This is a genomic window from Streptococcus sp. LPB0220 (assembly GCF_008727815.1).
Classification (GTDB): Bacteria; Bacillota; Bacilli; order Lactobacillales; family Streptococcaceae; genus Streptococcus.
In genome coordinates, this window is sequence record NZ_CP044230.1 from 1,632,727 (window position 1) to 1,657,724 (window position 24,998).

The 24,998-nt window shown below is 42.7% G+C and carries 21 protein-coding genes; 2 read left to right on the plus strand and 19 right to left on the minus strand.

All coding sequences use genetic code 11. From position 1 onward, the window contains the following. Nucleotides 1-30 precede the first annotated feature (30 nt). The 17 genes from mltG to LPB220_RS08565 form a co-directional block, all read right to left on the minus strand. Nucleotides 31-1,545: an endolytic transglycosylase MltG gene (gene mltG, locus LPB220_RS08485; RefSeq protein ID WP_191904604.1), complete on the minus strand. Its 1,515-nt coding sequence runs from the start codon at nucleotides 1,543-1,545 to the stop codon at nucleotides 31-33. Nucleotides 1,546-1,616: 71 nt separating this feature from the next. Further along, on the minus strand, nucleotides 1,617-2,126 hold the full coding sequence (locus LPB220_RS08490) for a GNAT family N-acetyltransferase (protein ID WP_191904631.1): 510 nt from the start codon (nucleotides 2,124-2,126) through the stop codon (nucleotides 1,617-1,619). Nucleotides 2,127-2,138: 12 nt separating this feature from the next. Beyond that, nucleotides 2,139-2,555 carry a GNAT family N-acetyltransferase gene (locus LPB220_RS08495; RefSeq protein WP_024054776.1) on the minus strand — a complete coding sequence of 139 codons (417 nt, stop codon included), beginning with the start codon at nucleotides 2,553-2,555 and terminating at the stop codon, nucleotides 2,139-2,141. A gap of 81 nt (nucleotides 2,556-2,636) precedes the next feature. Further along, nucleotides 2,637-3,971, minus strand: coding sequence for a UDP-N-acetylmuramate--L-alanine ligase (murC, locus tag LPB220_RS08500; protein WP_150906433.1), 1,335 nt, complete (start codon nucleotides 3,969-3,971; stop codon nucleotides 2,637-2,639). A gap of 9 nt (nucleotides 3,972-3,980) precedes the next feature. Further along, complete coding sequence (locus LPB220_RS08505) at nucleotides 3,981-4,631, minus strand: cystathionine gamma-synthase (RefSeq protein WP_129299039.1); 651 nt, start codon at nucleotides 4,629-4,631, stop codon at nucleotides 3,981-3,983. A gap of 55 nt (nucleotides 4,632-4,686) precedes the next feature. After that, entirely contained in the window at nucleotides 4,687-7,785 is a 3,099-nt protein-coding gene (locus tag LPB220_RS08510; RefSeq protein WP_150906435.1) for a DEAD/DEAH box helicase, read from the minus strand. A gap of 565 nt (nucleotides 7,786-8,350) precedes the next feature. Beyond that, nucleotides 8,351-9,661, minus strand: coding sequence for a ribosome biogenesis GTPase Der (gene der / locus LPB220_RS08515; RefSeq protein ID WP_031575509.1), 1,311 nt, complete (start codon nucleotides 9,659-9,661; stop codon nucleotides 8,351-8,353). Nucleotides 9,662-9,718: 57 nt separating this feature from the next. Further along, nucleotides 9,719-10,432 carry a nitroreductase family protein gene (locus LPB220_RS08520; protein WP_150906437.1) on the minus strand — a complete coding sequence of 238 codons (714 nt, stop codon included), beginning with the start codon at nucleotides 10,430-10,432 and terminating at the stop codon, nucleotides 9,719-9,721. After that, nucleotides 10,429-11,328 carry a primosomal protein DnaI gene (gene dnaI / locus LPB220_RS08525; RefSeq protein ID WP_150906439.1) on the minus strand — a complete coding sequence of 300 codons (900 nt, stop codon included), beginning with the start codon at nucleotides 11,326-11,328 and terminating at the stop codon, nucleotides 10,429-10,431. Before dnaI ends, LPB220_RS08520 begins: the two co-directional genes overlap by 4 nt. Continuing rightward, nucleotides 11,329-12,507, minus strand: a complete 1,179-nt coding sequence (locus LPB220_RS08530) for a DnaD domain protein (protein WP_150906441.1) — start codon at nucleotides 12,505-12,507, stop codon at nucleotides 11,329-11,331. After that, entirely contained in the window at nucleotides 12,508-12,981 is a 474-nt protein-coding gene (nrdR, locus tag LPB220_RS08535; protein WP_150906443.1) for a transcriptional regulator NrdR, read from the minus strand. A gap of 166 nt (nucleotides 12,982-13,147) precedes the next feature. Beyond that, nucleotides 13,148-13,960, minus strand: coding sequence for an endonuclease/exonuclease/phosphatase family protein (locus tag LPB220_RS08540; protein WP_150906445.1), 813 nt, complete (start codon nucleotides 13,958-13,960; stop codon nucleotides 13,148-13,150). Between the two features lie 85 nt (nucleotides 13,961-14,045). Further along, nucleotides 14,046-16,238, minus strand: a complete 2,193-nt coding sequence (locus LPB220_RS08545) for a PTS transporter subunit IIBC (protein ID WP_150906842.1) — start codon at nucleotides 16,236-16,238, stop codon at nucleotides 14,046-14,048. A gap of 224 nt (nucleotides 16,239-16,462) precedes the next feature. Further along, nucleotides 16,463-17,161 carry a response regulator transcription factor gene (locus LPB220_RS08550; RefSeq protein ID WP_021153723.1) on the minus strand — a complete coding sequence of 233 codons (699 nt, stop codon included), beginning with the start codon at nucleotides 17,159-17,161 and terminating at the stop codon, nucleotides 16,463-16,465. Nucleotides 17,162-17,170: 9 nt separating this feature from the next. Continuing rightward, nucleotides 17,171-18,595, minus strand: a complete 1,425-nt coding sequence (gndA, locus tag LPB220_RS08555) for an NADP-dependent phosphogluconate dehydrogenase (RefSeq protein WP_150906446.1) — start codon at nucleotides 18,593-18,595, stop codon at nucleotides 17,171-17,173. A gap of 169 nt (nucleotides 18,596-18,764) precedes the next feature. Continuing rightward, the gene (locus LPB220_RS08560; RefSeq protein WP_003017392.1) at nucleotides 18,765-20,243 is read right to left on the minus strand and encodes a flotillin family protein; all 1,479 of its coding nucleotides are present in this window, start codon (nucleotides 20,241-20,243) and stop codon (nucleotides 18,765-18,767) included. A gap of 124 nt (nucleotides 20,244-20,367) precedes the next feature. Beyond that, nucleotides 20,368-20,907: a YceD family protein gene (locus LPB220_RS08565; RefSeq protein ID WP_150906448.1), complete on the minus strand. Its 540-nt coding sequence runs from the start codon at nucleotides 20,905-20,907 to the stop codon at nucleotides 20,368-20,370. A 204-nt stretch (nucleotides 20,908-21,111) separates the two neighbouring features. Between LPB220_RS08565 and LPB220_RS08570 the strand changes: the two genes are divergently transcribed. Next, nucleotides 21,112-21,972, plus strand: a complete 861-nt coding sequence (locus tag LPB220_RS08570; protein WP_150906450.1) for a helix-turn-helix domain-containing protein — start codon at nucleotides 21,112-21,114, stop codon at nucleotides 21,970-21,972. Between the two features lie 284 nt (nucleotides 21,973-22,256). After that, nucleotides 22,257-23,474 (plus strand): MFS transporter, encoded by a 1,218-nt coding sequence (locus LPB220_RS08575; protein WP_049492423.1) that lies wholly within the window; start codon nucleotides 22,257-22,259, stop codon nucleotides 23,472-23,474. Nucleotides 23,475-23,503: 29 nt separating this feature from the next. Here the strand turns inward: LPB220_RS08575 and htpX are convergent, their stop codons facing one another. Together htpX and LPB220_RS08585 are read right to left on the minus strand one after the other, a co-directional pair. Next, nucleotides 23,504-24,400 (minus strand): zinc metalloprotease HtpX, encoded by an 897-nt coding sequence (gene htpX / locus LPB220_RS08580; RefSeq protein ID WP_118095475.1) that lies wholly within the window; start codon nucleotides 24,398-24,400, stop codon nucleotides 23,504-23,506. 1 nt (nucleotide 24,401) lies between these two features. Then, on the minus strand, nucleotides 24,402-24,962 hold the full coding sequence (locus LPB220_RS08585) for a LemA family protein (RefSeq protein WP_023918932.1): 561 nt from the start codon (nucleotides 24,960-24,962) through the stop codon (nucleotides 24,402-24,404). Nucleotides 24,963-24,998 lie beyond the last annotated feature (36 nt).

Consider the following 24,998-nt stretch of genomic DNA (forward strand, 5'->3'; position numbering starts at 1 on the left):
AAAAAGCTGTGGACGCGCCACATGCTTTTTCTAGTTTGAACTTGCTTGTGTCAATTTACTATTGACGTGTTCTTCAACATTTTTATTGTGTTCTTCGTATGTCTTAGCGAAGAAAACTTCACCATTTTCGACATTTGCGACAAAATACAAGTAATCGGTCTTACTTGGGTTCACCGCCGCTTCGATCGCTGATACTCCAGGGTTATCCACTGGGCCAGGCATCAAGCCGGTATTCTTATAAATATTATAAGGTGAATCCAGCTCTGTATTGATCGTTGCATCTTCTTTTAAGGTCGTCTTTTGACCAAGTTTCCCTTCTGCATAAAGAATTGCAATATTACTTTGCAAAGGCATATCTTGGTTCAAGCGGTTATAGAAGACACTCGCGATATCTTTGCGGTCCTGATCCGTCGCCCCTTCTTTTTCAACCAAGGAAGCAAGAGTCAATACTTCGTTTACATTGATGTTCTTGCTCTCAAGTGTTTCATAGTATGGGCTTAAGTTTTGATCCATTGCCGCAAGCATCTGATCGATCATCTCTTTCACTGTGGTATCTTTCCCATAGTTATAAGTTGCTGGGAAGAGATAACCTTCTAAACGGTAGCGAACACCAGAATCCTTACTTGGCAGATTCGCCAAGAGCTTAGGATATTTGGCCACCATCTTCTCAATAAAGGCATCATCTTGGACAGCCTTCAAGAAATCTTCTTTCTTAAATGGAGTCTTTCCTGCCTTCTTACTAGAGACATCTGCTGTGATAGCCGTCGCAATCTGATCGATCGTATAGCCTTCTGGAATCGTCACCTTTCCAAGAACTGGAGCCTGAGGAGTTTTGGTTCCCTCTTCCTGCAGTTTTTGGATGATGGTTTCTAAATCCATGCTCTTTTGAAGGTTGAAATAACCGGATTTGAAATTGCTATAGTTCTTGAACTTGGTATAGTAGTTAAAGAACTGACCATTTTTCACGAGTCCTTTTTTCTCAAGGATCGCGCCAATCTCACGATTACTTGAACCTGCTGGAATCTCAACCGTCACGAATTCTGTTGCATTTTTATCCATTGGCTTGACAGCTGAATGGATATAGGTCACTGCAAAGATCCCTGTAGCTACGATCACAATCAGCAAAAGGCTAACCACTGTACGAACGATGCGTTTGGCGATTTTATTTTGTTTCTTTTGTTTTTGTTGGCGCTGGTTACGAGAAGAGCGCGATAAGCTTTCCTCTACCGGTTCCTGAGTTGGTCCTTTTTTAGCAGGCTTTGTAAGCTCACTCTTTTCTTCTACAATAGGAGTCGCCTTTTCTGGCTCCACTGGTATTTCCGTGGAAGCCACAACAGCTTCTTCTTTTGGAGGTGGTGTTGCTTCTTCCTCCTCTTTCAGTGAAGAAGGGGTTTCAATGCTTCGATCAGGTAGATCATACTCTTTTTCGATCTTTAGAAGTTGCTCATTTGCCTCTTCTAAGTCTCTGAGGATCTGCTCTTTGAAGCTTAATAACTTCTCACTGTCTTGTGATTTATCAGTCAAATAATTGACCTCCCTCATCATAATCCTTAATATTATATCTTAAAAGATTTAGAAAAGCAATACAAATCGCCCTTCTTCTTCAAAATACCTATTTAATCAAGGTTTTCATTTTCCCAGACCAGATTGTACCAAACTTCACCCGCATATTGGGATTCTGACCGGCCTTCATTGGTAAATCCTTGCTTTTCATAATAAGGAATCAAATAATCATGACAGGTCAAATTGATCCCTTGGCGATTATCTTTCAACGCAATCTCTTTCATCGCTTCAAGCAAAAGGGTTCCCACTCCAAGTCCTTGAGCTTCTTTAGCAATGGATAGACTCGTAATGGAAATAAAGCCCTGTTCTAACTGACTTAGATCTTCAACCTCTGAAAAAGAGGAATCGATCAAATAGCGCTCCGGTCTAACAGGTCCTTCTAAATAGCCTAAAATCTGACCCTGGCACTCTGCTACAAGAAATGTCGTTTGAATCTTTTCGATGTGATCTTTTAAAATCTCACGCGCAATCGCTTCTTCTTCTGAGAAATTCTCAAGCTCAATGCGCTCGATGGCATCCAAATCCTGCAGCTCTGCCTGTCTAATGTGAATCTTTTCTTTCATCATTTACTCCTTCTATCGTTCCCAAACCATATGGACACCTCGATCAGACTCAGCTTCATCTCGAAATCCTTGCTGGGAAAAATAAGATAGTAAGTCTTCTGGGCAATCGATCCAAATGGCTTCCTTTTCCTTTTGAACAGCTAGATCCTTTAAAGCAGCGATTAAAATAGAACCATAGCCTTGACCTTGAAAGGCTGGTCTCACTGCTAGTCGCAATACAATTAGGTCTCTTTTTAAAGGCTGGTCTTCTGTCGCCAACAAGTAAGCCACAGCATCCCCCGCCTGCTCTGCAAGCAAAGAAATAGCTTCCTTCGAACCTAGCGCTTCCTCAAGAGTGGCCCTGTGCTCCTTTCCTTCATTGCCATGAAGTTCTTCTTCTAGTAACAGCAGCTGTTCTTGATCAGCTGGGGTGATTGATCGAATCATCATCCTGCTTTCCTCATCTCATACTCCTTCAGTGGACAGATAAATTTGAGTCTGGAACCAAAAGATTCCAGACTCAATCATCTCTTATTGTACACTATGTGTCAAACTAGATAATAAACGCTCAAATGAGTATTCATAGGTTTGAATATCTCCTGCTCCCATAAAGACATAGACTGCATTATCATGGTTAAGAAGAGGAGAAACATTCTCAGCTGTAATAATCGCTGAACGTTTGACAATTTTTGCTTCCAAATCTTCAACTTTCACATCGCCGTGATCGACTTCCCGTGCAGAACCATAGATCTGTGCCAAGTAAACAGCATCTGCTTGATTCAAGGCTTCAGCAAATTCATCTAACAAGGCAATGGTCCGTGTAAAGGTATGTGGTTGGAAAATGGCCACAATCTCTTTACTTGGGTATTTTTGACGGGCCGCATCCAAGGTTGCAATAATTTCCGTTGGATGGTGCGCAAAGTCATCGATAATCACTGTTCCATTGACTACTTTTTCAGTGAAGCGACGTTTCACGCCAGCGAAGGTCTTCAAATGCTCGCGGACTAAATCTAAATCAAATCCTGCAATGTAAAGCAAACCAATGACTGCTGTAGCATTCATGATGTTGTGACGACCAAATGTTGGGATATGGAATTGCCCCAAATCTTCTCCACGGAAATGAACGTTGAAGGTTGAACCTGTCGTTGAGCGAAGCAAGTTGCTTGCCACAAAATCGTTCGTCTCCTTATCAAAACCATAGTAATAAATTGGTGCTGATGAGGTAATCCGACGCAATTCTTTGTCTTCTCCGTAGATGAAGAGGCCCTTACTGATTTGTTTGGCATAATCGTTAAAAGCATTAAAGACATCTTCCAAGCTCGTGAAATAGTCTGGATGGTCGAAGTCAATATTGGTGATGATGCTGTATTCAGGATGGTAAGGCATAAAGTGGCGTTCATACTCATCTGATTCAAATACAAAGTATTTGGCTGCTGCAGAGCCACGACCTGTCCCGTCACCAATCAAATAACTGGTGTCAGTGATATTTGATAAGACGTGAGAAAGCATCCCTGTTGTCGAGGTTTTTCCGTGTGCTCCGGCAACCCCCATACTGACGAAGTCACGCATAAATTCACCAAGGAATTCGTGGTAGCGTTTATAGGTTAAGCCATGCTCATCCGCATAAGCGATTTCCACATTGTTATCTGGACGGAAAGCATTCCCGGCAATGAGGATCTTGTCGCCTTCCAAATTTTTCACATCAAATGGATAAATTTGAATTCCTGCTTGTTCCAAGCCACGTTGCGTAAAGTAATACTTCTCAACATCTGACCCTTGAACCGTATGTCCCATTTGGTGAAGCATGAGGGCTAAAGCACTCATCCCTGCTCCTTTAATTCCAATAAAATGGTATGTATTAGACATGTTTTCTCCTTATTCTTGATCTAGATGGGTTAAATCCAATTCTTGTTTGATCGGCTGTGGTTTCAACTTGTGCTGATCTTTATTGTATATTTGGCTAGTCTTTAAGAAATCATAATTGTTTTTCTTTTCAGTCGGTTCTGCCACTTCTGGTTCTCCTGCAGATTCGAACTCTGCAAGGATCAACTGATCTTGTCGCAATCGTTTGCTGTATTTCAATAATTCACCCGGATTTTCCTTTTGGAAGGGAGCTGTTGGCTGACCAGGTTTCTGTTCTGAAATAAACGGTTTTTTCCGCTTACTTGTAGTAGCTGCTGGATCCGTTGTCAGATAAGGGGCTGTGCGTTTCTTTTTCAGATCTTCACGCGCACGCTCTCTCGCTTCCTCTGCATAACGATTGGCTGGACTTTTTTTATCAATCGGCTCTTTAAAATCAGGTTTTCTTACTGGCCGTCTTTTCGGTAGGGGCTCTTCTAGTGGTTGGTGGTATGGATGCTTAGGTTTGGTATTTTCAGCAATCGGTTGCCATTCCAAATAATTTTTATCCACATAGTCGCCTGTAATGTTACTAATCAAGTCTGTTTCATCATACAGGTTCATGTGGGGCATCTCTGTTAACATCAACTCATTATCCCCTACTTGAGGAAAATATTTTTCTGTCATGCTTTCTTCCTTTCGACACTCCATTAATTATAAACTATTCACAGAATTTTTCAAGCTATTCTGACTGAATTCCAAGAATCTCACGAATTTCCTCAACCGATAAACTAGATCGTGTTTCCGTTCCGTCTAAAATCGTTGAGACCAAGTGTCTTTTGGAAGCTTGTAGTTCTTGGATTTTTTCTTCGATCGTACCACGAGTAATCATGCGGTAAACTTCAACATTTTGTTCCTGTCCCATTCGATGGGCACGTCCAATAGCCTGGTCTTCCACTGCAGGATTCCACCACAAATCGACTAAGATGACCGTATCGGCACCAGTGAGGTTCAATCCAACCCCTCCAGCCTTCAGAGAAATGAGAAAAGCATGGCGCTCACCTGCATTAAAAGCATTGGTCATTTCTTGACGATCTTTAGCCGGGGTGGAACCCGTGATTTTAAAGGAAGTCATGCCGAGCTGATCAATCTCTTGCTCCAGAATATCTAGCATGCCTCTGAATTGAGAGAAGATTAAGACCCGATGGTCACCATCCTTGATTTGACCCAAAAGATCTCTAAGACTCTCCAATTTCCCACTATCTCCTTGATAGTCTTCCATAAAGAGGGCTGGAGTATCACAGATTTGACGAAGGCGCATGAGACCTGAGAGAATTTCAACCTTACTCCGATTTAATTCTTCCTCACTAGAACTTCGAACCCGATCTTGAATTTGCTTTAATTGGGCCAAATAGATTGTTTTTTGGCTTTCGTCCAGCTCATTGTGATAGGTTGTTTCAATCAAGTCCGGTAATTCTTGGAGCACTTCATCTTTTTTCCGTCTCAGGACAAAAGGTTTGACAAATCGCGCAATGGTCTCAGGACTCAACTTTTGAAATTCTTTTTTAGCTGGAAACAGACCAGGAAGAACAATTTGGAAAATGGACCAAAGCTCTCCTACATGGTTTTCAATCGGTGTCCCAGATAGCGCAAATATATGCGGCACCTCAAATCCACGTAAGTGTTGAGCAATCTTGGTTTGGGCATTTTTCATGACCTGAGCTTCATCTAGAATTAGGTATTCATATTGATTTTTCTGGTATTCCTCCACATCCTGACGGAAAGAGGCGTAACTCGTAATGACTACCTGAGGATTGGTTGCAATGAGTTCATCGCGATGTTGCTTGAGGCCGTAAACGACTGCCACTTCCATCTGAGGAGCGAATTTTGAAAATTCTTGTTTCCAATTGTAGATGAGACTAGATGGAGCTAGAATCAAGATTTTAGTTTCTTTTTTTGCGACACTGGTCAAGAAGGAAATAGTCTGCAGGGTTTTCCCAAGCCCCATATCATCCGCTAAAATACCACCAAAACCATAATGATTTAACATGGAGAACCATTTAACCCCTGTTTCTTGGTAATCCCTTAGGGTCGCTTGGATTGTCATCTGAGGGAGTTGGAAGTCTTCTGGATGAGTCAAATCATGAGCTAAATTTCGAAAGTCTTCTGAAAAATGAACATTGTCTTGATCTGCCAACAAATCAGATAGCTGATAAGCGGCAATCCGGCGGGCTTGTAGTTTCCCACCCTTGCTCATTTTCGCCCGCAGATCTGCTAAGGCTCGACTGATCTTCTTGGTTTCTTCATCAAAGACAAGAACTTTCCCTGTATGGCTGACAAAATAGTCTTTTTGCCCTACTAGAGCTTTGAGGACCTGGTCCACTTCGGCTGGATCCACACTTTCAAAGTCAAAACCGATCTCCAGTAGACTGCCATTGGTTTTAACATCAATTTTTGGACGCTCCACTTGATAAAGATCTAAAAGGCTATCAGAGAGGGTAACCTCTCCTAAGGCTTCAAAAGTCGGGATCTGTTGGTGAAAGAATGGATAGATTTGCTCACTTGATAAAGGACTTCTTTGGGAAGAAAAATCATCCGTAAAACCTGCTGCTAGCATGGTTGAAAAAACTTCTTGCTCCTTATCGAAATCACTAGAATAAGGAAGATTGAGAAGTTCCTCACGCGTGGTCACCACACGATCCTGGTATTGAAAGACAACATCCAGTAATACAGTCTGATCCTGTGCTAGATCAAAATGAAATTCCGGAGTGAAATCGTGGATTAAAAAGCTGGTCGGGGCTGTTATTTGTCCCAGTTTTTTGAACTCTTTTAAACTATAGGAAAGTTTGGTCTGATCCGTTGGATCAAAATGCAGGCGTTTTTTTCGATCTTGATCCATTGGTAAGTCTTGAATCGCCTTCCATAAGGTCCGCTGTTGGGGCGTCAGGTGATAGAAGACACCATTTCGAAACAGGTAAACAGCAGACTCGACAACCTTCACTTGTGGCTCAGTAATGATCAATTCGTAAAAATCACCATGGTCTTCCACCTGAAAATGAAAGAGATCTTCCTCCCCATGGACATCCTGAAAATAGACTTCAGAAAAATCATACAAGCTGTATTGCAAGAGGAAGGAATCCAAATTCATTAGTAATTCTACAGCTTCTTCAAAGAGAGTCGGTGGAAAATAAAGATGGCGCCCAGCATTGGGAAAGAAATCTTGCTCTTTCGAGCCACTATCTGTGACCAAGCCTTGTAGGAAATTGATCACATCCTGACTAGGCCCATCAAATTCTAAGTAAGAAATGGGTTCATAGTAACTTTTGCCAATTGCAAAGTGGCCTTCTTTCTGAAGGGTCTGCAAAAAAGCTAGCACATCTCTGATCACATAAGAACGCTCGTCTGGCAAGCGACGAATGCGAAGGGTCCACAAGAATTGACCAGAGTATTCATCCTCCTGCCCGACTGCTGATAAGACATAGCGAGTTTCTTTCTTTTCGATTTTTGGAAGGACCTGGTCTAAAAACAAACTTCCAAAAGAGACCTTCTCCTGCGTTTCTTCAGTCGCCGTGGCATCTTCTTCAAGGCTTGTAAGAGCTGCTTTCCCACTGTCATCATTCTTCAAAAAAGCTTCCACAGCTGCTAGATGTGTACAGAATTTTTTCTTTTGAAAGAAAGCACAGCTACAAAAAACAGCATCGTCGTCCAAACTGTACCGCAAGCTTTCTTCTTCCACCCGAAAATATAGGTATTTTTCTTTTACTTCCTGAAGGGAAACCTTCCCAGCTTCATAGAGAAGGCTCCCTTGTGAACGAACCTTCCCAGGAATTAATTTTGCCATGTTTACCACCTTAGATTAATCCCTTTATTATACCATATTTAAGCAAAAATTAGAAAAAATAGTCATCATCTTGAAAGGATTTTAGCCCGTTTTTTACCTGATTTCGTAACGCTCTCAGTTCAAACAGCTATCCCTAATATCTATCTGTTAACTGTTTGATCGAATAGCTAAACAACGGGAATAGCAAAATCCCGATTGCTCATAGAGAAAAGAAAAAACACGACCTTATTTTTTAATAAAATCCCCAGCAATAGGATCAAGAGCTCCAAGCTTACGATCGAACCGAGAAACAGGAGATACAGATAGATTTTAAATAATAAGTACACAAACCTAAAGCTCTCATGATGTTCATGAGTTTACTCTACTCATCCTTAAAAAAAGCATAAGGAATAAAGAATATCCGGACCATGATACTACGCATCTGACTATCCTCCACTTCATTTTACCAGCTTATTAAAAAAAGCAACGCTTATGCGCTACTTTTAGTTATTTTCATAGTTGGAAGAATGAGCGTTTTATCATTTGAAATATCCTTCTCCACTTTGATCCATTTGTCTCTTATTCCCTACTTCCGTTTTCGAGCAATCAAATGGATTGGAGTTCCTTCAAAAACAAAGGCCTTGCGAATTTGGTTCTCCAAGAAACGGAGGTATGAGAAGTGCATCAGTTCTTCTTCGTTAACAAAGACCACAAAAGTTGGCGGCTTGGTTGCCACTTGTGTCGCATAGAAGATCTTGAGGCGTTTCCCTTTGTCGGTCGGCGTTGGATTAATGGCAATGGCATCCATAATCACATCGTTCAAGACAGCTGAAGGAATCCGTGTATTTTGACTCTCACTGATCTGTTTGATCATCTCTGGCAACTTGTGCAAGCGTTGTTTGGTTAAGGCAGAGACAAAAACAATCGGCGCATAAGAAAGGTATTGGAATTGATCGCGAATGTCATCTTCCCACTGCTTCATGGTATGGTTGTCTTTTTCAATAGTATCCCATTTATTGACAACAATGATCATCCCTTTTCCAGCTTCATGAGCAAAGCCAGCGATCCGCTTGTCATACTCCCGAATCCCTTCTTCGGCATTGATAACCATCAAAACCACATCTGAGCGGTCGATGGCACGCATGGCACGCATGACAGAATATTTCTCAGTGTTTTCATAGATTTTACCAGATTTGCGCATACCAGCTGTATCGATCATGGTAAATTCTTGGCCATCTGCATCGGTAAAATGGGTATCGATAGCATCCCGTGTGGTTCCAGCAACAGGGCTTGCGATGACCCGGTCTTCTCCAAGGATCGCATTGATCAAGCTTGATTTCCCAACATTTGGACGACCAATCAAGCTAAATTTGATGATATCTGGATTTTCTTCTTCTGTGTCATTCGGAAGATTTTCGATGATGGCATCGAGAACATCCCCAGTTCCGATCCCGTGGACAGAGGATACCGGTAGTGGCTCGCCCAGTCCTAAGGCATAAAAGTCATAGATATCATTGCGCATCTCTGGGTTATCCACCTTGTTGACTGCAAGAATAACCGGTTTATGGGTCTTATACAAGATACGTGTGACATATTCATCCGCATCCGTGATCCCTTCTTTTCCAGAAACAACAAAGACGATCACATCTGCTTCGTCCATGGCAATTTCTGCCTGATGCTTGATTTGCTCCATAAATGGGGCATCTACGTCATCAATTCCCCCCGTATCGATGATACTAAATTTTCGATTCAACCACTCAGCTGTTGCATAAATGCGGTCACGAGTGACTCCTTCTACATCCTCAACGATGGAAATCCGCTCACCGGCAATCCGGTTAAAGAGTGTAGATTTTCCGACATTGGGACGGCCTACAATCGCAATAGTTGGTAGGGCCATGATTTCCTCTTTTCTAATGAAAGGCGAGACTTCAGTTCAATAACGCCTCTCTTCATTTCATAATAGTTTGTGTTTTTCTAGTAGTTTTTTGGTTTCTTCTTGCTCAGGTTGCCCAAATTGAGCAGCAAGGCGCTCGCTCCAGCTATCTGTTGCACGCGCTCCAGCATAATCTGCCTGAACCTTATCATAGGCAGTCACAACCGATAGGTCTTGTTCTTGGTATTCTTCTTCAAAAGCAATCTGCTCCAAGGGTAAGCGTGGTTTCACCGCATGCTGCTGATTAGGTACTCCAAGAGCAATCCCAAAAACAGGGTAGGTATATTCTGGCAGACGGAAAAGTTCTGCGACTTCTTCTGAACAGTAGCGCAACATGCCGATAATGACTCCACCATAGCCGAGACTTTCAGCTGCTAATAGCGTATTTTGAGCTGCTAGAGCCGCGTCCACTGAAGTGATCAACAAATTATCCACACCTTCTGGATGAAAATCCTTCTCATGAAGTTTGACAGCTTTTTCAGCACGGTTTAAATCCCCAACAAAGAGAAGAAATACGGCTGATTGGCGAATCGCTTCTTGAGGAAGCAAGTCGTAGAGAGCTTCTTTCTTTTCCTTGCTCTTCACCACAATCACAGAATAAGATTGAAAGTTTTTCCAACTTGATGCCATCTGCCCAGCTGATAAGATTTCCTTGAGATCAGCTTCTTTGATGGCTTCTTCCTTAAAACGGCGAACAGAAAAATGAGACTGCATTAAACGGATAGTATCATTCATCGACGATTGACTCCTTCTAAATGGATTTCCTTAGCTAAAAATTTCACACGCTCCATAACGCGTTTAGCCTGCCAGGTTTCATCACCATTGCGTGACGTTGCAAAATGGCGTTCCAACTCTTCAAAATTAAAATTGGAGGTGAAGAAGGTTGGAAGATTTTCCTGCATCCGGTGTTGCAAGATCACCTGCAAGATTTCATCTCGCACCCAGGCTGACATCTGCTCCGCCCCAATATCATCGAGAATTAAAATTTCGGCTTTTTTCACCTGGTCGACGGTTTCTTTGACCAAGCCTGAACTGATGGCATTTTTTACATCGATAGCAAAACTTGGGAAATGAAGTAGGGTAGTAGAGGCCTGACGTTTTTCGGATAAATCATGAGCCAAGGCTGCCATCATGTAGCTCTTTCCTACTCCAAAATCACCATAGAGGTAGATCCCCTTTTGATATTCCGGATAGTTGGCTACAAAATTGGCTAATTCTTCAAAGGCCTCAAATCGTCCCTTATCATCGAGCTCTACCTTGGCTAGACTGGCTTCTTTTAAGGTTGAAGGGAGATTGATCAAGTTAAGACGTTGGTTGATCGCAGCCCGTTTTTGGGCTTCGATTAACTCTGGTGTCTCCTCATAGGCCACATCTGCATAACCTTCATTCATGGTTAGGATGGGCTTATAACCTTTGGCAATATAATCTGGATCTCCCAATAAGAAACGGTTGCGTTCACTAATGTATTGATTAAATTTTGAAATACTCCGTCGAATTTCTTGCTCAGACAAAGACTGAGCTTGGATAAAGGCAGCGACTTCTTGGTCTGCTAAAATCTGTGCCACCAAATCCTCATAGTTGAATTGGCGGGCACGATTCATGTGAGACAGGGTTTGACCTACACTTTCCATCTACTCACCTCCTTGATTTAATTTTTCTAATAGGCGTTGTTTCTCTTTTGCAAGATCCACTTTTTCTTTTTGACTGGTTTGATTTTGATAGTGCGGTTGGCTCCACTTAGGAACATTGCTTGGCTTGCCTTTGGCTGGGGCAGTTGTCGTCCCCTTGTTTCCTTGAGACTTAGTCTGTTCCTGACGTTCTCGGACTTTTAAAATCGCCATTTCTGCACTGTTGACCCCTTGATAAGAAAAATCATTTCCTACCTTCAAAGCATACTTTTCATTGAGATTAGCAGACTGGGTCTTGTTAAAGGTCAACAATAAGATAATATTGATCACCTCATCTAGTAAGCCTAGATCAGCTAACTTGGATAAAGTCTTGCGTTCGCTCTGCGTAATGGTCGCATTGCGTGCCTTCTTAATCTCCGCTAGAAATTGTAGGCTGGATTTTGCCTTAGCTTCTCTCAGAATGGTTTCTTCCTGACGGCTATAGGACATGCGGGGTTGCTCTTGGTTGGCCTGAGCCAACTTTTGCTTCATTCTCTTTGGAGAGACAATCCGGTCTACAGCCGTTTCTTTTGCTAGGAGATAGGTTTCATACCAGGTCCATTGTTGCTCTTCTGCGATGGCAAAGAGAGCTAGGGTTGCTTCTCCTTCATCCGCAAAACGAAGTCCATCACGCCCCATCATTCGCTTAAACATCTCCATATCAAACTGCTGTTTCTTACTTGGAAGAACGGTCGTCTCCCCAGCATCTATTCCAAAGACTTGCGAGAAGGAAACTTGCCGTCTAGTCCCTAAAGAGCGTACTGGGAGCAGATCTTCCACGGCCTTTTCCCCAATCTTTTTTTCAAGCAAGCGTTTGAAAACAGCATTCGAAAAAAATTCTCCTGCCTCAAGAGGAGCATGTAACTGAATGGTGATCCCAACTTCTTCCTCATAGAGATCGATCAACCCCATGGCAATTAAACGATCAAAGGCAAGTAGCAACTGTGGAAATCCTATATTCAAATGATTGAGGATTTGTGCCAGTAAATATTGTTTTTCACCCTGATCGTAAGAGGCGAGTAGATACCGATAAACCGCTACCGTATCCGTCTCCAAAATAGGCAGGTAATACTGCTCCAATGCAGCCCCTGCCGGTGGAAGAAGATTATTTTTTAAAAATGCGAAAGGCGTATTGGGCTTCATCTATCTTTCCTTTTTCTTCTTGGTTCCCTTCGTGATTTGCTTCAAGAGGGTCTCTAATTCACCAACATCCTTGAAACTCCGGTAAACACTAGCAAAACGGACATAGGTGATCTCATCCAGATCTGCCAACTCATCCATGACCAAAGAACCAATATACTCACTGTTGATTTCATTATCACTTTGGCTGCGAACCTTTTGCTCAATCCGGTTTACAATTTCTTCGATTTCATCACTAGAAACAGGCCGTTTTTGAGCCGAGCGGATAATGCCATTAAAGATTTTATCACGAGAAAATTGCTCGCGTGTCCCATCCTTTTTGACAACTACTAGTGTCCGTTCTTCTACACGTTCGTAGGTAGTAAAGCGATAATGGCATTCTTCGCATTCCCTGCGACGACGGATGGTATTCCCATCTTCAGCTTGTCGACTATCCACCACACTAGACTTACTTCCACCACATTTTGGACAACGCATTTGCTACCTCCTTAAACTGTTTTAACACTTCATTTTACCATAAATTGAATCGTAAAGAAAGCAGAAGAACAGGAGAATCCCCTATGCCTGCTCCTCTTTGATACATAAAAAAAGAGTCGAAGGACGATTTGAAAAAAATCGTTTTCCTTTCGACTCTCCGTTTATATTAAAGTGATAATTCAGCTTCTAAGCCATAGTGGTCACTGACATGGGGTTTATTTTCCCCATCAAAGATGACATGAAGACGCTGGATGTCCCATTCTGGACTTGCAAAGACGTAATCAATTCGCAAGGGAATTTGATTGTCCGTCCAGCCATCAATTCCAGGACCTACAGTATAAGTCCCCTTTGTTTCTTTGGCTTCGATAAAACTATCTTGAAGTTTTAGCGAACTGGATAGAATCGTTTCATACCCTTCTTGACCAGCAGGATTATTGAAATCACCAGCTAGAATAAAAGGTTTGCCTACTTGGCTGAAGTAGTTCTCAATGCGTGGCCACTCAAATTGGAAACCTTTGTCCCACCAAGAAAGATGGACGCTGGCAACAGCAATCTCTTTGCCATCTACACTTGTATGGGCAACGGCTACTCGACGAGTATGGTAGTCCGTTGGATCATCCATATTGGATACCAAAATCTCATCTGCCTTCAAGGGTTGACGCGAAAGAACGGCCACACCCTCATTGAGGTGATCATAGCCAATATGGTTGTAGGCCCAAGTCCAATAATAGTGGAGTCCATGAGCAGCTAACTCTTCTACCAATACGCGAACAAAGTGATCCTTGTGAATCGCTACAGATGATGGCAAAGCTTGATAATACTCATCTGTTTCGACTGTTTCTGAGGCCATTTCTTGATTGACCTCTTGGAAACAGATCACATCATATTGCGCTTCTAAAATTTGTTCCTTGAGGGTTTCAAATTTTTGCTGAGCATTCTCTTCCATCCAACTATGGGAATTTAATGTTAAAAATTTCATCCCCTGATTTCTCCTTCTCTCCAAATCAAGAAACGGCAAGAGGCCGGGTGCACTGCCCCAACCTCATTTTCTTTGCCGATGTCTTTTATAATTCTACTGTTGCAACTGGTGCATTTGCTACCAATTTACCAGTATGTTCGACCTTAACGGATTTAATCGCATCTGCATTTGTGAAGACAACAATTGTTGAAGTTTCACGACCAGCTGCACGGATTGCATCAAGGTCTGCTTCTACCAAGAGGTCTCCAGCAGCCACTGTTTGACCTTCAGAAACTTTAACCTCAAATGGTTTTCCTTCAAGACTAACAGTATCTAGACCGATGTGAACCAAGACTTCCAAACCATTATCTGTTACCAAACCAAGGGCATGTTTGGTTGGGAAGACGCTAGTAACTTTACCAGCAACTGGTGAAACGATGTGGCCATTTTCAGGCTCAACTGCAAATCCGTCACCCATCATTTTTTGTGAGAATACAGGATCTTTCACATCTTCGATGTTGATCACTTCACCATCTGCAACGGAATGCACTTCATCAGTTACCCCTTTAAAGGTTGCTTCAGCTTTTTGAACTGCTGTCATTTGGCTAGGAAGTGTTTCAGGAATAACTTCACCCGAATCAAGAACGTCTTGGATATCAGATTTCAATACGTCAGCTTTAGGTCCGTAGATTGCTTGGACACCTTGTCCTTTCATGACAAGACCCATAGCGCCTTCAGCTTTCCATTGTTCTTCTGTTCCGACTTTTTCAGCGTCCTTAACGGTTACACGAAGACGAGTCATACATGCGTCAACGTCTACGATATTGGCACGTCCACCAAGAAGGTTGATGATGTTAATGACTTGTGAGCTTGCTGAGCTTGTAGCAGCACCTGCTGCTGCACCATCTCCTGCAGGGGCATCATCATTTTGTTCATAGTTACCGTTACGTCCTGGAGTCGCATAATTGAATTTCTTAATCATGAAGTTGGCAATGAAGTACATGATAAATCCAAAGAGGACTGTTACCCATACAAAGTTAAAGATATCTAATGCCAAACCAGCGTTGATGGCCATTGGAGTACGTGTCAAGAATTCGATTGAACCGAATGAGTGAACACGAAGGTGAACCAAGTCAGCCATTGCAAAGGCAGCACCTTGAACAAGAGCATAGATGATGTACAATGGTGTAGCAATAAACATGAACATGTATTCAATTGGTTCTGTTACACCTGTCAAGAATGTTGCAAGGGCAGTTGCAAAAAGCATCCCTTTGTATTTTTCTTTTTTATCTGGATCCACATTGCGGTAGATGGCAACCACAATACCCATCAAAATACCAAATGATCCGATCATTTGACCAACTTTGAAACGAGCTGGTGTGTAGGCATGAAGCAAGTGTTGGTATTGGCTAGGATCAGCTTTCTTCAAGTTGACAAGGTCTGTTACCCAAGCCAACCAAAGTGGATCTTGTCCAAATACAGTTGTTCCTTTGGCAGCACCTGTAAGTACTTGGTAGCTACCACCCAATTGAGTATAGTTGATTGGAATGGTCAACATGTGGTGAAGACCAAATGGCAAGAGAAGACGTTCCAAGGTACCAAACAAGAATGGTGCCAATACTGGAGCTGTTGATTGTGAGTTGGCAATCCAAACACCAAATCCATTAATTCCTGATTGAACTACTGGCCACAAGGCTGCCAAAACCAAGGCTGTAGCAGCTGAACGGACGATAACAACGAATGGTACAAAGCGTTTCCCATTGAAGAAAGAAAGGGCTTCTGGGAGTTTACGGTAGTTGTAGTATTTATTGAAGGCAGTTGCTCCAACGAAACCTGAGATAATCCCTACAAATACCCCCATATTAAGGGCTGGTGCTTCAAGAACACTGATGAAATAATCCGCAACTTTAATCGATCCACCGAAGATTGTATGAACCGTTGCAGCTTTATCAGCTAACATTGCAGATGTCACTCCGAAAACTGCACCGGTAATACGGTTAATCAAGATGAAAGAGAGACCAGCTGCAAAGGCACCCCCTGCACGCTCTTTGGCCCAGCTACCACCGATAGCGAGTGCAAAGAGGATGTGAAGGTTACCGATAACCCCCCAACCGATTTGTTCGAGAATCCCACCTGTAATAACAAGTGGAGATAAATTCGGGTTGATCATAGGGATTGATTTCCCGATTGAAATCATCAACCCAGCCGCTGGCATGACAGCGATAACGACCATCAAGGCCTTACCGAACTTCTGCCAGAATTCAAAGCTAAATAAACTTTTGAATGATCCTTTGTTCATCATTCAACCTCCTTATATTGTTTAAGGCTTTGTTTTAAGAAAACGTTTGCGCTTAATTTGTTTCTAGTATACCATATTTTAAAAATTTGTAAAGCCTTACATCCATTTTTTTCTCCAAATTTTATCTTTTTTAAGCCAAATCCTTTTTAAAACCTATTCTTCCCGAACGCAAACGTTTCCCTTGAAGTATAAAAATATTCGAACCCTCTAAGGGTTCGAATATTTTATTCTAATGCGTCTTGCATGGCATAGCCAATCCCACGAACGGTCTTAATATAGCTTTTTTGACCGGGTAGATCAATTTTCCCACGGAGATAACGGATATAGACGTCCACAATATTAGTCTCACCTGTACTCTCGTACTTCCAGACACTTTCCAACAACTGATCTCGTGTCACCACCCCTTTGCTTCCCATCAGAGTCGCTAAGAGATCATACTCCCTGCGGGTCAAACTAATCATGTCTTTCCCACGATAGACGGTATGGTGTTCCACATCAATGCGCAAATTGCGGTATGATGTTGGGATTTTCATCTGGCTACAATGTTGGTCAATATAATCACGTCCTCTAAAAATGGCTGTGATCTTATCTACCAAATCGCTGATAATAAAGGGTTTAACCATATAGGAAACGGCAAAGCGCTGAATACTCTCTTTGTGCTCAGCAATTTTTTCGCGGCTATCCAAAACAATCAAAACAGAAGCTGGGCGAATCCGACTGATTTCCTCTGCGAATGTTTCACCAGACATATCTGACAAATCGTAATTAAACAAGATCAGATCATATTTGGTCGCAGCAATCAAAGCCAGACCCGCTTTTCCATCCTCGACCACATCAACTTGGTACCCTTCTTTTTGAAGTTCCAAATCAATGAAGCGAGCGATTTGCTTCTCATTTTCTACTAGTAGAACTCGTTTGACCATAGAGCAAGATTATTTTTCGTCGTACCAAGAATAGTGGAAGGTACCTTCTTTGTCTTTACGTTTATATGTGTGAGCACCAAAGTAGTCACGTTGTGCTTGGATCAAGTTCGCTGGAAGATCCGCTGAACGGTAGCTATCGAAGTAAGTGATGGCTGCTGAGAAGGTTGGTACAGGTACACCTGCTTGAACAGCAAGAGCTACAATGTCACGAACTGATTGTTGGTACTTAGCAGTGACATCCAAGAAGTACTCATCCAATAGAAGGTTAGCAAGATCTGCATCGCGGTTGTAAGCATCTGTGATCTTTTGCAAGAAACGAGAACGGATGATACATCCATCGCGCCAGATAGATGCGATGTCCGCAAATGGCAAGTTCCAATTATTTTCTTTAGAAGCAACACGCAATTGCGCAAAACCTTGTGCGTATGAGATGATTTTTGAGAAGTAAAGGGCTTGACGGATTTTTTCAATCAATTCAGCCTTATCTCCTTCAAATTTGAATGCAGCTGGTTTTGGAAGAACCTTGCTAGCGTGTACACGTTCTTCTTTGTAGGCAGAGATGTAACGGGCAAATACTGACTCAGTGATGAGTGACAACGGCACACCAAGGTCAAGCGCTGATTGGCTAGTCCATTTACCAGTTCCTTTGTTTCCTGCAGCGTCCAAGATGTAGTCTACGATTGGTCCATCTTGACCTTCGTCGTCTTTGCGTTTCAAGATATCCGCAGTGATTTCGATCAAGTAGCTGTCCAATTCACCCTTGTTCCATTCAGTGAAGATTTCAGCCATGTCTTCTGCAGAAAGTCCAAGCAAGTGTTGCATGAGGTCATAGCTTTCTGCGATCAATTGCATATCCCCGTACTCGATCCCGTTGTGGACCATTTTCACGTAGTGACCAGCTCCATCAGGACCGATGTAAGTCACACATGGTTTTCCATCTTCAGGCGCTTTTGCAGAGATTTCTTCAAGAACGTCAGCTACCAAGTCATACGCTTCTTTTTGCCCACCAGGCATGATTGAAGGACCTTCAAGGGCACCTTTTTCCCCACCAGATACACCTGTACCGATAAAGTTGATCCCTGAGTTCGCCAACTCTTCATTACGACGGATGGTATCTTTATAGAAAGTGTTTCCTCCGTCGATCAAGATATCACCTTTATCCAAGTGTGGAAGAAGGGCTTGGATGGTTGCGTCTGTACCAGGTCCTGCTTGAACCATGAGCATGATACGACGTGGTTTTTCGATAGAGTTTACGAAGCTTTCGATATCATAGCTTGGCACAAAGTTTTTATCAGGATGGCAAGCAATCACATCTTCTGTTTTTTCTTTACTACGGTTAAAAATGGCAACTGTGTAGCCACGAGATTCGATATTAAGGGCAAGGTTACGACCCATTACGGCCATACCAACAACACCAAAGTTTGCTTTAGTCATGTGACACTCCTCTTTATAGTTTGCCTTTATTCTACCATTTTTCCTCCTCAAAAGAAAGCAGAAAATAGCTTCCCGCCTTCTCCAAGAGGGAGAAGATCATGCAAGTCATTTGATCTTCAAAACAAAAGTGCCCGAGAAACAGTTCTCAGACACTTTCTTAAGAATGGTACTAATCTTCTTTAGAAGCTAACTCCTCTGCTTCAATGACCGGTTGTTCTCCTTCTTTGAGTTTGTTGACCGTCATATTGACCCCAAGAGCTCCTGCTAGCAATTGACGAATATCAAATCCAGCTCCTTGAGAGACTTGGTCGATACTTTGCATAATATCGCCCACCATCTTAGAAGCATTGCCTTCCCCGTACATGGTGATCTTATCCACCTTAGTTAATGGTTCTGCGACAGCACGCGCAATTTCAGGCAACTTGTCAACGACCATTTCAGTAATGGCTGCTTCTTGCATTTTCTTCATCGCTTCGGCCTTTTGGTCCAAACCTTTGGCTTCAGCTTCCAGTTTCAATCGAATGGCTTCAGCCTCGGCACGACCTTTGGCTTCAATAGCTTCGGCCTCTTGCAATTGAGCAAATTTCTCAGCTTCGGCTTGGGCTTTCCGAGCTTCGGCTTCTTTTTGTGTTTCGAAGAGTTCTGCTTCCGCCTTGCGTTGGCGTTCGATCAATTCTGCTTCTGCAGCTTGTTGACGCGCATATTTTTCAGCTTCAGCTTGTTTGCGGATATTGGCATCCAATTCTTGCTCACGAACCTTAACTTCGCGCTCTTTGACTTCCGCTTCTTTTTCCTGCTTCATGATATTAGCTTCGGCTGCCACGCGCTCTTGTTCACGACGTTGCACTTCTGCCTCAATCCCTTTAGCGGCATCCGCTTTTGCTTGGGCAATATCTGCTTCTTGCTTGAGGGCTGCTTGTTTGAGTTTCAGTTCATTTTGTTTCTGCGCAATTTCAAGATCGGCAGCGACGCGTTTGTCGTTAGCCAATTTATCTTGTTCTGCTTCGACTTCCTTGCGTTCACGTTCTGCTTTGGCTTTGGCAATCAAGGCATCTTTCTTAATGGTTTCAACATTTTCAATCCCGAGGTTATCGATGACTCCCCCTTCATCAGAGAAGGATTGAACCGTAAAGGCGATGACTTCTAGACCCATTTTAGCCAAGTCTGGTGCTACGTTGTCCTGCACTTTTGAGGCAAACTCTTGACGGTCATTGACCATCTTACGGAGCTCCATCTGACCGATCACTTCCCGCAAGTTTCCTTCCAAGACATCTTGGACAGAGTTGGAAATATCTGTCGTATTCCAGTTCAAGAAGTTTTCTGCAGCCCGGGCAATCATTTCATCGGTAGTACCAATTTTTAATTTAACAGCTGCATCGGCACGGACGTTAATGAAGTCCAGTGTTGGGACTGCTTCTGACGTCCGAACATCTGTCGAGAATTGCTCAATATCAAGATAAGAGCGTTGTTCGACAAAGGGAATCATAAAGCCAGCTTTCCCACGCAAGTGACGTTGTTTTCGAAGACCTGTAATGACCACGACTTCGTTGGGTTTAGCGTTGACATACCCTTTGACCAACAAGATCAATACAAGAATGGCTACGATTACAAAAGTAATCAACCAACCTGGAATAAATAAAGTATCCATACTTTTTCTCCTTTTTTAGAGGTCTCCCCTCTGTTGTTTATTAATCCTAGTATATCAAAAGAAGGCCTTTCCTCAAAGAAAAGACCTGTATTTATGTTTAGATTTTTAATATGTCATCCCTAGCCTATTCTTCCTCAAATAAACCTTGGAGACCAGCAAAAGGACTATTTTCTTCCTTCTTAAGAGCTTGAGCTTCTTGGTACTCTTCTTCTGTCATGATTTTCCAATCATTGCCCTCGATAAAGCCGTGTCCAGCCTCTTCTTCTGGAGTGAGAACCTTGAGAGGAATATTGAGCAGAATATTATCCGCTACACTCTCACTCAGGTCAATCTTCCCACCTTCGATTGGAAGGATCAAGTCTTCCTCTAGGGCCTCGATATCTGCGTCAGACTGTACATCCTCCGCAAACACCTCTGTTACAGGATAGTTCTCTTGAAGCTCAACAGGCTCCATGCTTCGGCTAGATGCCAAAACGATGGTGTAGGTCAACTGGTAATCCAAGACATAGAGGCCTGTATCATAGGCTACTCGTCCTGTCGCTGTCACATTCTTTAAATCAAGAATTTCTGAATTACGCTTTTGCAGATCCTTTAACAAATCCAACTCTTGATCAAAAGCTAGTCCTTCAGGATTTTTACGGATTTCTTGTGTATATAAGTTCATTCTTTTGTCCTCAAATCTTCTAGATACTACTAGTATATCATGAAGCTGCCCCTCAACCAAGAAGTCTCCTCAAAAATTTGTTATAATCATGAAAAAAGATACAGTAACTAGGCCAATTGGTGTTGTATACAAGGTCCCACCATCTCTTGGACAACAGAGGGTCACTGGCTAGGGCATTGAGCAATGTTAGATAGAGGAGAATTCATGAAAGAAATCGGAGCAGTTTTTCGGCAAATACGTGAAAGTCGCCACATCTCTTTAGAGGAAGCTACGGGTGGTGAATTTTCGCGCTCTATGTTATCTCGATTTGAAAGAGGGGAAAATGACCTGACGACCCAACGGTTTTTTCAGGCTTTGCAACAGATCAAAACGAGCCTCAGTGAGTTTTCCCATCTAGCTGGAATCGATCAGCACTCCTTTATTCCCAAATTGTTGAAAGAGCACTATGAAAACATGAGCTTGGAACACGATCAAGCCTTGTACCAAAGCTACCAGCTAGCCTACCAGAAACATCAGAAAAAAGAAGACTTCTTAGCCAGCATTATTCTCAAGGCCCAAATGCTTGGCAACTATCCTGAGGTAGAGTTGGCTGCTAGCCAAGAGGAACTAGATTTCCTCTATGACTACCTTTTCTCTGTCATGGTCTGGGGAAATTTTGAGTTAAGCCTATTTTCACTGACCTCTCCTCTTTTCTCTAGTCAGCTCTATCGACAATACACAGAGGAGTTGGTCCAACGGGAGGATTTCAAGCTTCTCCTAGATTCCTCTCGTCCTGCCATCAATTCTATTTTCCTTAATGGCTTTTTTCTCGCCATTAGTTCAAATGAATTTGAAGATGCATCTTTTTTTGACCACCTAATTAACGACCACTTTTACTCTGAGAACGAAGCCTACCATCGGACGGTTTATCTCTACGCCAAAGGAGAATTTCTCTATCGAAAGGGAGAGAAAGAAATTGGTCTTGAAAAGATGGAGCAGGCCATTCAGGTCCTCTCCATTCTTGATTGCAAGGACAGTGCCCGCTACTACAGGCAGGGCATGCAGGAACTCATCAAAGAAACCTAAGAAACTCACAGATCTGTTCCGTGAGTTTTTGTTGAAAATATGCAACATTAATTTTTTCTTGCTTTTTAGGTTTACAATAGGACTATCAAGTAAAGAAAGAAGGTTCTTCCCATGATGACCAAACTAAAAAACCACTTCCTCCGCTTTCTTCTCTCACATACCTGCGTTTATCTGAAGGATCAGGAACTAGCTCTCTCTGAAAAGGAGAAGTTGGATCTCTTCAAACAGATCTTTCGATCTATCAAACAAGTCATACCAACTGATCACGTGAAGGAGGAAGGCTTATGAAACTCTTAGTCCGTAATAAGATTTTTGCCTTACTTAGTCTTTCTCGCTTTTTGAATACCCTTGGTGCTGCCATCTACAATCTGGTCTTTGTGGTCTTTGCTGCCAGCATGCCACAACCGAGTCTGGCGGTTGGCATTGCCAATCTCATTGTATTTATTCCTAGCCTCTTTACCATTTTTGTCGGAATGAAGGCTGATCGCACGAAGAAAAAAGCTAACTGGTTGATCCGCATTGGCTATCTTCAAGCCAGCCTCTTCATCCTTATTGCTCTCATGACCAAGATTCCGGGTTACCTTGCCTTTTCGATTGTTTGCTTCTTAAACATTGTTTCAGATTGTTTGAGTGATTATCGCGGAGGTTTGCAACTCCCTATCATGAAAAAGAACATCCCCGACGAGGATTTGATGGAGGCCTATTCCTTCAACCAACTGCTTAGCATGGTCTGTTCGATTTCTGGACAAGCTCTAGGAGTTTGGCTGCTAGCTATCAGCCATCAAAATTTTGCTATGGTCGCTTCGATCAATGCCGTGACTTTTCTCCTGTCTTCCACTTGTCTCCTGATGAGAAAAAAGCAGCTGACACATGCTCCCGTCATTGAGCCCAAAAGTAAGAAATCTTTGGTACACGATTGCCAAGAGATGTACCAGAACGCAAAAAGTATTTTTGCAGATGAGGAGGTTCACCACTTTGGCAAGTTGCTCTTCTCATTGGTTCTCATCAATGCCCTAGGGGGATCCATCTCTGGTATCTACAATTTGCAACTGCTTCACTCCCCCTTCTTTCAGTTGAGTTTTAGCCAATCCCTCTTGATCTTAGAGGCTGTGACTATTTTAAGCATGGTCTGGGCTAGCTTGACACCCCATGACTATTTTTCCAAACAATCGCTCCATCATATCCTCCTGTGGATCGCAGGTGGGCTGACCATGCTTGGGCTCACAAATATCCTGGTACACTGGGACATTCTTTCTCTTCTACTCATCACTTTCCTTGGTTATCTTGTAGCAAAAATCAACCCAAAAGTTTCCAGTCTTTTAATGAGCAAATTGCCTGCTGAAAAATTAGCTTCTACCTCTAGCTTTTTGGGACTGATGGTCAGCTTTGCCATGCCACTTGGGACAGCTCTCTTTTCTAGTCTAGCTATCTGGAGCCTTCCCCTAGCTTGGGGGACATTTGCCATGCTTGGTTTCACTACCCTCCTCTTAACAACCAAATAAAAAGTCCACCGTTTGGTGGATTTTTTTTTTTACATTTTTCTTAGGCGAGCCACCCGTTCAGCAATGGGTGGGTGGGTATAAAAGAGTTTTTGCAATCCGGATTCTTTTTTTGGATCGTTGATAAAAAGAGCACTGCTCGCATCATCGACATGTCGTTGCATTGGTTCGCTATTGTCTAGCTTTAACAAAGCATTTATCATTCCTTGAGGATTCCGTGTCAATTCAACACTTGAAGCGTCTGCTAGGAACTCCCGTTGACGAGAAATGGCTAACTGGACCAAGGTCGCTGCTAATGGTGCTAAAACGATGGCAAGCAAGGAAAGGATCAAAATTACAATCTCCAAACCACCGCTACCTTCTCGATCATCGTCCCGGCTACGACCACCGCCCCACCACATCATCCGGCCACCAATGCTAGAAAGCATGGTGATGGCACTGGCAAGGGCCACTGCAATCGTAGAGATGCGAATATCGTAATTGCGAATGTGGCTGACTTCATGTCCGATGACTCCCTCCAATTCCTCACGGTTCATCACAGCTAGAAGACCTGTCGTTGCTGCAACAGCAGCATTTTGAGGATTGGACCCTGTCGCAAATGCATTCATAGAAGGATCATCTACAATATAGACCCGAGGCATGGGGATCTGAGCTACCATAGCCATATCTTGTACAATATGGTAGAGCTGAGGGGCTTGCTCTTCCGTCACTTCACGCGCCCCATTCATCCGCATGACAACTTCCGTGGATTGGAAAATCATGCTAAAGGCATAAATCCCACCAATAATCAAAGCTAGGATGACGCCACCAAGGGAGGAGCCTAACCAGAGGTAACCAACGGCTGCTCCGATAAGAGCTAAGAGTATGAAAAAAGCAATAAGGAGAATCCAGGTTCTCCTTTTATTGCTTGCAATTTGGTCAAAGAGCATATTAGTCTCCTAATCCGCTAAAGTCCACCTTTGGTACTGCTTTTTCTTCTTCAGGCACTTGAAGAAATTCAGCTTGTCTGAAGCCGAACATTCCAGCAATTACGTTTGTTGGGAAAGTTTCCAACTTGACATTGTAATTGCTTGTGACACTATTGTACAATTGACGAGCATAAGAAATTTTGTTTTCTGTGTTGGTCAATTCTTCTTGCAATTGCATGAAGTTGGTGTTGGCTTTCAAGTCTGGGTAATTTTCAGCCACCGCAAAGATGCCTGCTACTTGGCGTGAAAGAGCATCACTGGCTGCCATTGCTTCTGCAGGTGAAGAAGCTTGCGCTACTTGTTGGCGAAGTTGAGTCACTTTTGCTAGTGTATCTCCTTCGTACTTGGCATAGCCTTTAACGGTTTCGATCAAGTTTGGAATCAAGTCATTCCGACGTTTCAATTGCACATCAATTTGACTCCATGCTTCACGAGTTTGCATCCGGCTTTTCACCAAACCGTTGTAAACTCCTACTACAATCAACACAAGGACCACAATGATCCCAAGAATAATCCAAATCATTTTATTGAATTCCTTTCATTTCTTTCTACCAGTATA

Excerpts from the sequence above, each read along its gene's own strand:
- mltG (WP_191904604.1), bottom strand. The coding sequence starts at position 1,545 with ATGATGAGGGAGGTCAATTATTTGACTGATAAATCACAAGACAGTGAG.
- LPB220_RS08490 (WP_191904631.1), bottom strand. The coding sequence starts at position 2,126 with ATGAAAGAAAAGATTCACATTAGACAGGCAGAGCTGCAGGATTTGGAT.
- LPB220_RS08495 (WP_024054776.1), bottom strand. The coding sequence starts at position 2,555 with ATGATGATTCGATCAATCACCCCAGCTGATCAAGAACAGCTGCTGTTA.
- murC (WP_150906433.1), bottom strand. The coding sequence starts at position 3,971 with ATGTCTAATACATACCATTTTATTGGAATTAAAGGAGCAGGGATGAGT.
- LPB220_RS08505 (WP_129299039.1), bottom strand. The coding sequence starts at position 4,631 with ATGACAGAAAAATATTTTCCTCAAGTAGGGGATAATGAGTTGATGTTA.
- LPB220_RS08510 (WP_150906435.1), bottom strand. The coding sequence starts at position 7,785 with ATGGCAAAATTAATTCCTGGGAAGGTTCGTTCACAAGGGAGCCTTCTC.
- der (WP_031575509.1), bottom strand. The coding sequence starts at position 9,661 with ATGGCCCTACCAACTATTGCGATTGTAGGCCGTCCCAATGTCGGAAAA.
- LPB220_RS08520 (WP_150906437.1), bottom strand. The coding sequence starts at position 10,432 with ATGAATGATACTATCCGTTTAATGCAGTCTCATTTTTCTGTTCGCCGT.
- dnaI (WP_150906439.1), bottom strand. The coding sequence starts at position 11,328 with ATGGAAAGTGTAGGTCAAACCCTGTCTCACATGAATCGTGCCCGCCAA.
- LPB220_RS08530 (WP_150906441.1), bottom strand. The coding sequence starts at position 12,507 with ATGAAGCCCAATACGCCTTTCGCATTTTTAAAAAATAATCTTCTTCCA.
- nrdR (WP_150906443.1), bottom strand. The coding sequence starts at position 12,981 with ATGCGTTGTCCAAAATGTGGTGGAAGTAAGTCTAGTGTGGTGGATAGT.
- LPB220_RS08540 (WP_150906445.1), bottom strand. The coding sequence starts at position 13,960 with ATGAAATTTTTAACATTAAATTCCCATAGTTGGATGGAAGAGAATGCT.
- LPB220_RS08545 (WP_150906842.1), bottom strand. The coding sequence starts at position 16,238 with ATGAACAAAGGATCATTCAAAAGTTTATTTAGCTTTGAATTCTGGCAG.
- LPB220_RS08550 (WP_021153723.1), bottom strand. The coding sequence starts at position 17,161 with ATGGTCAAACGAGTTCTACTAGTAGAAAATGAGAAGCAAATCGCTCGC.
- gndA (WP_150906446.1), bottom strand. The coding sequence starts at position 18,595 with ATGACTAAAGCAAACTTTGGTGTTGTTGGTATGGCCGTAATGGGTCGT.
- LPB220_RS08560 (WP_003017392.1), bottom strand. The coding sequence starts at position 20,243 with ATGGATACTTTATTTATTCCAGGTTGGTTGATTACTTTTGTAATCGTA.
- LPB220_RS08565 (WP_150906448.1), bottom strand. The coding sequence starts at position 20,907 with ATGAACTTATATACACAAGAAATCCGTAAAAATCCTGAAGGACTAGCT.
- LPB220_RS08570 (WP_150906450.1), top strand. The coding sequence starts at position 21,112 with ATGAAAGAAATCGGAGCAGTTTTTCGGCAAATACGTGAAAGTCGCCAC.
- LPB220_RS08575 (WP_049492423.1), top strand. The coding sequence starts at position 22,257 with ATGAAACTCTTAGTCCGTAATAAGATTTTTGCCTTACTTAGTCTTTCT.
- htpX (WP_118095475.1), bottom strand. The coding sequence starts at position 24,400 with ATGCTCTTTGACCAAATTGCAAGCAATAAAAGGAGAACCTGGATTCTC.
- LPB220_RS08585 (WP_023918932.1), bottom strand. The coding sequence starts at position 24,962 with ATGATTTGGATTATTCTTGGGATCATTGTGGTCCTTGTGTTGATTGTA.